The following is a 7,863-nucleotide window of genomic DNA, read 5'->3' on the forward strand; positions in this document are numbered from 1 at the left end:
TGTCAACTTTGGCCGTGGTAGCCCTGAATAACGCCAGGCAAAAATCAAGAGACGCCAAGCGGGTATCTGACATAAAACAGGTTCAAACAGCTCTTGAGCTCTATTATAACGACGCCAATTCATATCCCGCAACAGCAGCAGTGGTTTTTGGCACCGGCTCAATTTCTTACGGCTCGCCCGCTACTACCTACATGGCAATTTTACCAAGCAATCCTTCTCCGAGAAATGACGGTAGTTGCCCGAATATTGATTACGCTTATTCCCAGAACAATGGCGGCGCTTCTTACAGCATTACTTATTGCCTTGGCGGAGCAACCGGCGGTTTGACTGCCGGCACCAAGCGCGCCACTCCGGCCGGAATTTCCAATTAAATTTAATTTTGGCAAATTTTTATTATTAAGTTTCCAATATCCGAGGAGGCTAATTTATTTTAATTTATAAAATTAAAAAAAGCCGGAGGAGGAAATCGGAATAATTTCAGGGAATTTTTGCGGGTTGTTGTTTTTTTATGGTATAATGTGGATAAGCGCTTCTTTAATATTTAAGATATAATTAAAATTAATAAATTATTCTCCCGGTCGCTATCTTAATTCCTGGGATTAAGCCAGTGACTCAAGGGAAATAAAGAGGGGAGGTGAAATATGAGAAAACAAAGAGGTTTTACTTTAATTGAGTTATTGGTCGTTATCGCCATCATTGGCTTATTGTCAACTTTGGCCGTGGTAGCCCTGAATAACGCCAGGCAAAAATCAAGAGACGCCAAGCGGGTATCTGACATAAAACAGGTTCAAACAGCTCTTGAGCTCTATTATAACGACGCCAATTCATATCCAACAGCAGGAGCAGTGGTTTTTGGCACAGGTTCAATCTCCTATAGTGGCACCACCTACATGGCAGTTCTACCAAGCAATCCTTCTCCGAGAAACGACGGTAGTTGCCCGGACGCCAATTATGTTTATACGCAGGACGGCAGCGGCTCTTCTTACCACATTACTTATTGCCTTGGCGGAGCAACCGGCGGTTTGACTGCCGGCACCAAGCAAGCCACTCCGGCCGGAATTGCTAATTAGAGTAAATTCAGTAAATCCCATTGGGGTTTAAATAAAAAACTCTCTTTCTTTAAAGAAAGAGAGTTTTTTATAGGCGGAAACAATGCTATACTAATTATTAGTATAATTTACGGTTTGCAACATATCGCTTAAGATTAAATTAAGAAGTTGATACTGCTCGCCGGCTGTAAGTAATTTGTAATTTGAAATTAGTAGAATATTAAATTTATGTCCAACAAAATTGCAAAAATTTGCGATTATCTGGGAGAAATTTCTTTATTGGGTATAATTTTTTTTACTCCGGTTTATTTCGCTTTTGTTCAGGAAAATTATAATGTTTTTGAACTTAATAAAGCGGTTATTTTCAGAATTCTTCTGACGATCTCCCTTTTGGCTTTTGCGGCCAAAATTTTTATTAAAGGAACCGGCCATCGGCGTTTCCCCCGAAAATTGTTTTTATTATTAGCTTTGCTCGGCTTGTCATTTTTAGCTTCCACTTATTTTTCAATTCACCCCGCTTTGAGTTTTTGGGGAAGCTACGGCCGGCAACAGGGTTTTTACAATTTTTTCCATTACTGGTTGTTTTTCATCCTTTTGGCTTTAAATTTGATGAGGGGTTGGCCAAGGGTGAAAAGAGCCGTGGAGGCATTGGTTTTTTCCTCAATTCCCGTCTGCTTCTACGGCCTGCTCCAATATTTCAATCTTGACCCCCTGGATTGGAAAGAAAAAGTCACTTATATCGGCCGTATTTTCTCTACCCTGGGCCAGCCTAATTTTTTTGGCCAATATTTAATCATAGTTATTCCCCTTACCGTCTTCAGCTTAATTTTTTTAAAGCGACGTTTTCTTAGCCGTTTTTTATTGGTTATTCTGGCGGTTGCCCAGTTAACCTGCTTGATTTTTACCTATAACCGTTCGGCCTGGCTGGGTTTAGCGGCCGGCGCGGCGCTATTTCCCGTTTTGATTTTATTCGCGAAAAAAAAGGAAAAAATAGCCTGGAGTTTAGTCGGTCTGGGCTTGTTCGGAGTTATCGCCATAGCCTGCCTTAACATTTTTTATTTTAAGGGCAGCGTTTTGCTGGAGCCGGGAGAAATAAATATAGCAAATAGGGTGGAAAGCATTTTTGATTTTAAAAGCGGCTCAAACAAGATCAGGCTTTATTATTGGCAAGCGTCTTGGGAGATTTTTAAAAAAGGCGGCTGGCAGCGGAAACTCTTCGGCTACGGGCCGGAAGTTCTGCCCGATATTTTTGTTGAATATTATCGGCCGGAATGGGGGATATTTGAAAAAATAAATACTTTTCCGGATCGCGCCCATAATGCCTTTTTTGATACGGTTTTACAATTTGGCCTAATCGGCCTGCTTGCCTTCGCTCTCTTTGTCGGCTATATTTTAGCGGCCGCTTTTGAATATTTAAGAAGACCTTCCTTGGCCAAAGAATTTTGGCTGATTATTTTTATTTTGGCCGCCTTGGCCGGTTATTTTATCAATAGTCTTTTAAGTTTTTCTTTAACGGTTGGCTATATTTGTTTTTATTTTATGCTCGCCCTTTTGGCGGTTATTGTTTTTTCCGATTCTTCCTCCGGCCGCGCAGAAGAAGAAAGAAGCCGATTTTTCAGGCCGGTTTCTTTGGCCCTAATCTGGCTGGCCATGTTTTTTTTAGGCGTTATTTTGGTTTATTATTATAATATCAACGCCTGGCGGGCCGATTACTACTATATGAAAGTAAAAAAAGCGGAGGCAAAAAAAGATTGCCGCCAAATTTTGGATAATATGGAGAAAACCGTTTTTTTAAATCCGATAAGCACTTTTTACAAAGAGCGCTATATTTACCACAATCTGAATTGTTTTGAGGCCGTAGAGTCGGAAGAAAGCCGGCGCGACCTGTATGATAATGTCATGAGCATGGCTAATTCCGTCGGTCCCCGGGAATACGGGTTTTACACCTGGACTCATATCGCCCACGCCAAATCCCTGTTTGGTTATTATATTGACCCGGTTTACTACGGGGCGGCGGAAGAAGATTATAAGCGCTTGATCAAAACAAATCCCTTTGTCACTACCGCCTATGAGGACTTGGGAAGAATGAAGCTTTGGCAGGAAGATTATGAGGCAGCAATGGCTAATTTTTCCAAAGCCGTTGGCGCCCTTCCCTCTTTAGACAGCCCCTACCTTAATAGTGAGCACAGGAGAGAATTAGAATCGGAGCAAGCGCGCCTTTTTGAGATGATGGGGATGGCTTTCGCTTATAAAGAAGACTGGGACATGGCCATAGATTATTATTGGCAGGGGCTGAAACTCAATCCCTTTTATTTGCGTCTTTACAAAAAAGTGGCTGATGCCTACTATAGCCAGGGAGACATAGACAGGGCTATTTGGTATAATAAAAGGGGTTATATGCTTAATACGGAGGATTATTCCTGGCCGCTGGCTTTATCCCTCCTCTATAAAGAAAGAGGCGATATGGTTGAGGCGTCAAAATATATTGATGAGGCCGCGAGCCTTAATGCGGACAGTGAATTTATTATGGAATTAAAAAAAGAGATAGAACCATAAAATATGGGAAAAAAAATTAATTTAGGCTGCGGAGAAAAAAGAATTGACGGTTTTTTGGGCGTAGACAGGCTTAAAACTCCGGCGGTTGATGTTATTCACGATTTGAATAAATTTCCTTACCCTTTCGCCGATAACTCCGCGCAAGAAATTTTAATGGATAATGTTTTGGAGCACCTGGAGGATACCGTGAGAGTCATGGAGGAAATTTTTAGGATTTGCCAGCCGGGCGCCCGGGTGGAGATCCGCGTTCCTTATTACAAGAGCAGCGGCGCTTTTACCGATCCGACCCATAAAAAATTTTTTACCGAGTCAAGCTTTGATTATTTTGCGAGTGAGCATCCCTACCATTATTATACGAAGGCCAATTTTGAAATAATCTCCGTAAAACTCATCGCCCATAAAAAATTCAAAGATTGGAAGCATTTTTTCAGGAATTTAATTCCCCTAAAGCCTTTATTCAACCATTTTTTATTTAACATTTATGATGAAATTTATTTTGAACTTAAATGTTTGAAATAAATAAAAATTGTCAACCCCATGGATTTATTTTTTATATTTTTTATTTTTTTTCTCGGTCTGCTTGTCGGCTCCTTTTTAAACTGCTTGGTTTGGCGCCTTTACAAAGAGGAGGGGATGTGGAACCGTTCCTATTGCCCGGCCTGCCGCCAGCCAATCGCCTGGCATGACAATATTCCTATTTTGAGTTTTATTCTGTTGGGCGGGAAATGCCGCCATTGCCACGGGAAAATTTCCTGGCAATACCCAATCGTCGAACTAGTGGCAGGGGTTTTATTTGTTTTGTCTTTTTATTTAAATTTTAAGACTTTTGCCTCTGCCTTACTTCCTAATTTTCAATTTTTCCCAGACTTGGCAAGCGAAGCGGGGCGGGCAATTTTTAACCTTGCCTACCGGCAGGCAGGTTTTCAATTACTTTTTACTTTTAACTTTTTACTTTTAATTTTGAAGGATTGGTTTATAATCGCGGTGATGATTGTCATATTTATTTATGATCTGCGCTGGTATTTGATTTTAGACAAAGTTACTTTGCCCGCTTGTTTGGCGGTTTTTATTTTTAATTTAGCCTTGGGAGTAAATTGGTTAAGCTTGGTAATTACCGGAGCAATAGGGGCTAGCTTTTTTCTTATCCAGTTTCTTGTTTCTCGCGGTCGGTGGATCGGCGGCGGCGATATCAGGCTTGGCTTATTAATGGGTTTGGCTTTAGGGCAAGCCAGCCATTTAATTTTGGCCATTTTGTTGGCTTATTTTGCCGGTTCGGTCATTGGCTTGGGACTCATCGCTTTCAAAAAGAAAAAATGGAAATCAGAGATTCCTTTGGGCGTTTTTCTTTCCAGCGCCACGATTTTTACTCTTTTCTTCGGGGACAGAATAGTCAATTGGTATTTGGGTCTATTTTAGTTGGCAAAACCAAAAAAGTTTAGTATAATAGTAATATAATCCAAATTAACCCGAATTACATCCCTGCCTACCGGCAGGCAGGCGAATGCCCCGAATGCTTTTATAAGAATTCCGGACATTCGGATAAATTCGCCCGCTTCGACGAGCTGAACTCGTCTTCAGCGAGGCGGGATAGATTCGCATTATAAAAATATGAAACAGGACATAATTGCCGGCTTGGACATAGGTTCAACCGCGGTAAGGCTGGTAGTCGGGCAAAGAGTAATGGGCGGAGAAGGGGAGAAGCTGCAAGTTATCGGGGCAGTTTCGGTTTCAGCTGAAGGCATTAACCGGGGAATAGTTAATAGCATAGAAGACGCCACTTCTTCCATTTCCGCTTGCTTGGAAAAAGCCGAACGTTTAATCGGCGCGCCTTTAAACTCTGTTTGGGTGAGTATCAATGATCCTCACATAAAAGCGGTAAAGAGCCGAGGCGTGGTTGCGGTTGGCAAAAGTGACGGGGAAATAAGCGAAGATGATATAGAGAGAGCAATTGAGGCGGCCCGGGCCATGTCCGTTCCGCCCAATTACGAAATTCTCCATGTCATTCCGGTTAAGTTCACGGTTGACAGCCAAGAGGACATAAAGGATCCGATTGGCATGAGCGGCGTCAGGCTGGAGGTGGAAACTTTGATTATCCAGGGCCTTTCCAGCCAAATAAAAAATTTGACCAAAGCTATTTATCGGACCGGTTTTGATATTGAGGATTTAGTTTTATCACCCTTGGCCGCGGCGGAAGCGGTGGTCAATAATAAGCAAAAAGAATTGGGGGTAGCCATAGTTAATATCGGCGCTTCCACGACCGGGCTGGCAGTTTATGAAGAGGGCGAACTTTTGCATACGGCGGTTTTGCCGGTCGGCTCCGAACATATCACGTCTGATGTGGCTATTGGTTTGCGCTGCCCGATAAATTTAGCGGAACGGATAAAAATGGAATACGGCAGCGCCAAATCAGACCAGTTTTCCAAGAAAGACGAGATTGATATTTCCGAGTTGGCCAAGGAAGAAGAAGTTGATGATGAAATAGGCCTTGTTTCCAGAAAATATATTTCTGAAATTATTGAAGCCCGGGTGGAAGAAATTTTTGAAAAAATTGACGAGGAGCTGAAAAAAATTGATCGGTCGGGGATGCTTCCGGCAGGAGTTTTTTTGGTCGGCGGCGGAGCCAAATTGGCTGATTTGGTGGAAGTCGGAAAGAGAAAATTGCGGTTGCCGGTCTGCCTGGGCAATACAAAAAATGTTGACACGGTAATTGACAAAGTCAATGATTTGGAATTTTTAACCGCCTTGGGTTTGGTTGTCTGGGGAGATCATCTTTCCGGAGGGAAAAGAAGCAAATGGCCCGGCGGAGAAACGATTGACAAGACAGTGGATAAAATGAAAAAATGGTTTTCTTCCCTTATCCCGTAGTAGGATTAGCTTTTTGCGGGTCTAAACCTTTTAATAATCCCTTAATCCGAATTCTGCCTTGATAACTTAAATTTTCCTGCCATAATCCGAATGCTCCGAATACTAATTGGTGGCATTTGAATTAAAGGTTTAGCCAAGGGTTTAAAGAGTGTATAAAGGCGTTGAACGGGGTGTATAAAAAATTTGTTCAGTCTTATAAGTGGCAAAAGTAGCGGGGTCTTGCCATTTTTTTTATGATGTTATACAATATAATTAGTAAAAAGTTTATAAAGTCCATAAAGTTTATAAAGTCCATAAAGTTTGAAGTTTTTTATAGCTTTTTGCTTTACAACTTTATAACTTTTAACTAATTATATGGCAGAAGTAAAACCAGCGGCCGAAACATTCGCCAAAATAAAAGTAATCGGAGTTGGCGGCGGCGGCGGCAGCGCCATCAACAGGATGGTGGAAGGAGGAATAAAGGGGGTTGATTTTGTCGCTATCAACACCGATGTCCAGGCCCTTCATTACAATAAAGCCGGAGAGAAGCTTCATATCGGCAAATCGGTTACTCGTGGCTTGGGAGCGGGCATGAATCCGGAATTGGGCAAGCAAGCCGCGGAAGAATCGCAAAATGAGATTAGGGATATTTTGAAAGATTCGGATATGGTTTTTGTGACTTGCGGTTTGGGCGGCGGCACAGGCACCGGCGCTTCGCCGATTGTGGCCGAGATAGCGAGAGACTTGGGCGCTCTGACGGTAGCCGTGGTTACGAAGCCATTCCAGTTTGAGGGCGGACAAAGAAAAAATATTGCCGAAAGGGGGCTTACTGAATTGGCGGATAAGGTGGACACGATTATCACGATCTGCAACGATAAGTTGTTGCAAGTTATAGATAAGAAAACTTCGCTTCTGGAAGCTTTTATGGTGGCGGACGATGTTCTTCGCCAGGGCGTGGCCGGCATTGCCGAAATTATTACCGTGCCCGGAATCATCAATGCGGATTTTGCCGACGTTAAGGCTGTTATGTCTAACGCCGGTTCGGCCTTGATGGGGATCGGCCAAGCTTCGGGCGAGAACAAGGCGATTGAAGCGGCCAAAGCGGCCATCAGTTCGCCCTTGCTCGATATGTCTATAGAGGGCGCTCGGGGCATAGTCTTTACCATAACCGGAGGTCCGAGCCTGGGCATGAACGAAGTTAACGAGGCGGCGAAAGTCATCACAGCTTCGGCTGACGAAGATGCCAAGATTATTTTCGGAGCAGTGGTTAACGATAAGTTAAAAGACGAAATAAAGATAACGGTGGTTGCGACCGGCTTTAACGGTCGTACCCCCGGTCTTATCAACACAGGTAGCGAAAGGTCCTATACTCCCAATCCTTTTATTGAAGAGGAAGAAAAGGAGCAGGAGAAGA

The 7,863-nt window shown here is 42.8% G+C and carries 7 protein-coding genes; all 7 read left to right on the plus strand.

All coding sequences use genetic code 11. The features are described 5' to 3' along the window. Window positions 1-371 (plus strand): hypothetical protein (locus PHQ42_04775; protein MDD5072017.1); only part of this gene is annotated, 371 nt, incomplete at its 5' end. A gap of 270 nt (window positions 372-641) precedes the next feature. Further along, window positions 642-1,070 carry a type II secretion system protein gene (locus PHQ42_04780; protein MDD5072018.1) on the plus strand — a complete coding sequence of 143 codons (429 nt, stop codon included), beginning with the start codon at window positions 642-644 and terminating at the stop codon, window positions 1,068-1,070. Between the two features lie 207 nt (window positions 1,071-1,277). Next, a complete protein-coding gene (locus tag PHQ42_04785; protein MDD5072019.1) occupies window positions 1,278-3,605 on the plus strand; it encodes an O-antigen ligase family protein in 2,328 nt (775 codons plus the stop codon). Window positions 3,606-3,608: 3 nt separating this feature from the next. After that, on the plus strand, window positions 3,609-4,124 hold the full coding sequence (locus PHQ42_04790; protein MDD5072020.1) for a methyltransferase domain-containing protein: 516 nt from the start codon (window positions 3,609-3,611) through the stop codon (window positions 4,122-4,124). A gap of 18 nt (window positions 4,125-4,142) precedes the next feature. Continuing rightward, window positions 4,143-5,021: a prepilin peptidase gene (locus PHQ42_04795; GenBank protein MDD5072021.1), complete on the plus strand. Its 879-nt coding sequence runs from the start codon at window positions 4,143-4,145 to the stop codon at window positions 5,019-5,021. Window positions 5,022-5,213: 192 nt separating this feature from the next. Continuing rightward, complete coding sequence (gene ftsA / locus PHQ42_04800) at window positions 5,214-6,470, plus strand: cell division protein FtsA (protein ID MDD5072022.1); 1,257 nt, start codon at window positions 5,214-5,216, stop codon at window positions 6,468-6,470. 354 nt (window positions 6,471-6,824) lie between these two features. Further along, window positions 6,825-7,863: cell division protein FtsZ (ftsZ, locus tag PHQ42_04805; protein ID MDD5072023.1), on the plus strand; the 1,039-nt coding region annotated here is incomplete at its 3' end.

The organism is Patescibacteria group bacterium (genome assembly GCA_028711655.1).
Taxonomy (GTDB): Bacteria; Patescibacteriota; Patescibacteriia; order Patescibacteriales; family JAQTRU01; genus JAQTRU01.

What these genes read in the sequence shown, in the direction of transcription:
- PHQ42_04795 (MDD5072021.1), top strand. Translation starts at nt 4,143, where the DNA reads ATGGATTTATTTTTTATATTTTTTATTTTTTTTCTCGGTCTGCTTGTC.
- PHQ42_04780 (MDD5072018.1), top strand. Translation starts at nt 642, where the DNA reads ATGAGAAAACAAAGAGGTTTTACTTTAATTGAGTTATTGGTCGTTATC.
- PHQ42_04785 (MDD5072019.1), top strand. Translation starts at nt 1,278, where the DNA reads ATGTCCAACAAAATTGCAAAAATTTGCGATTATCTGGGAGAAATTTCT.
- PHQ42_04790 (MDD5072020.1), top strand. Translation starts at nt 3,609, where the DNA reads ATGGGAAAAAAAATTAATTTAGGCTGCGGAGAAAAAAGAATTGACGGT.
- ftsA (MDD5072022.1), top strand. Translation starts at nt 5,214, where the DNA reads ATGAAACAGGACATAATTGCCGGCTTGGACATAGGTTCAACCGCGGTA.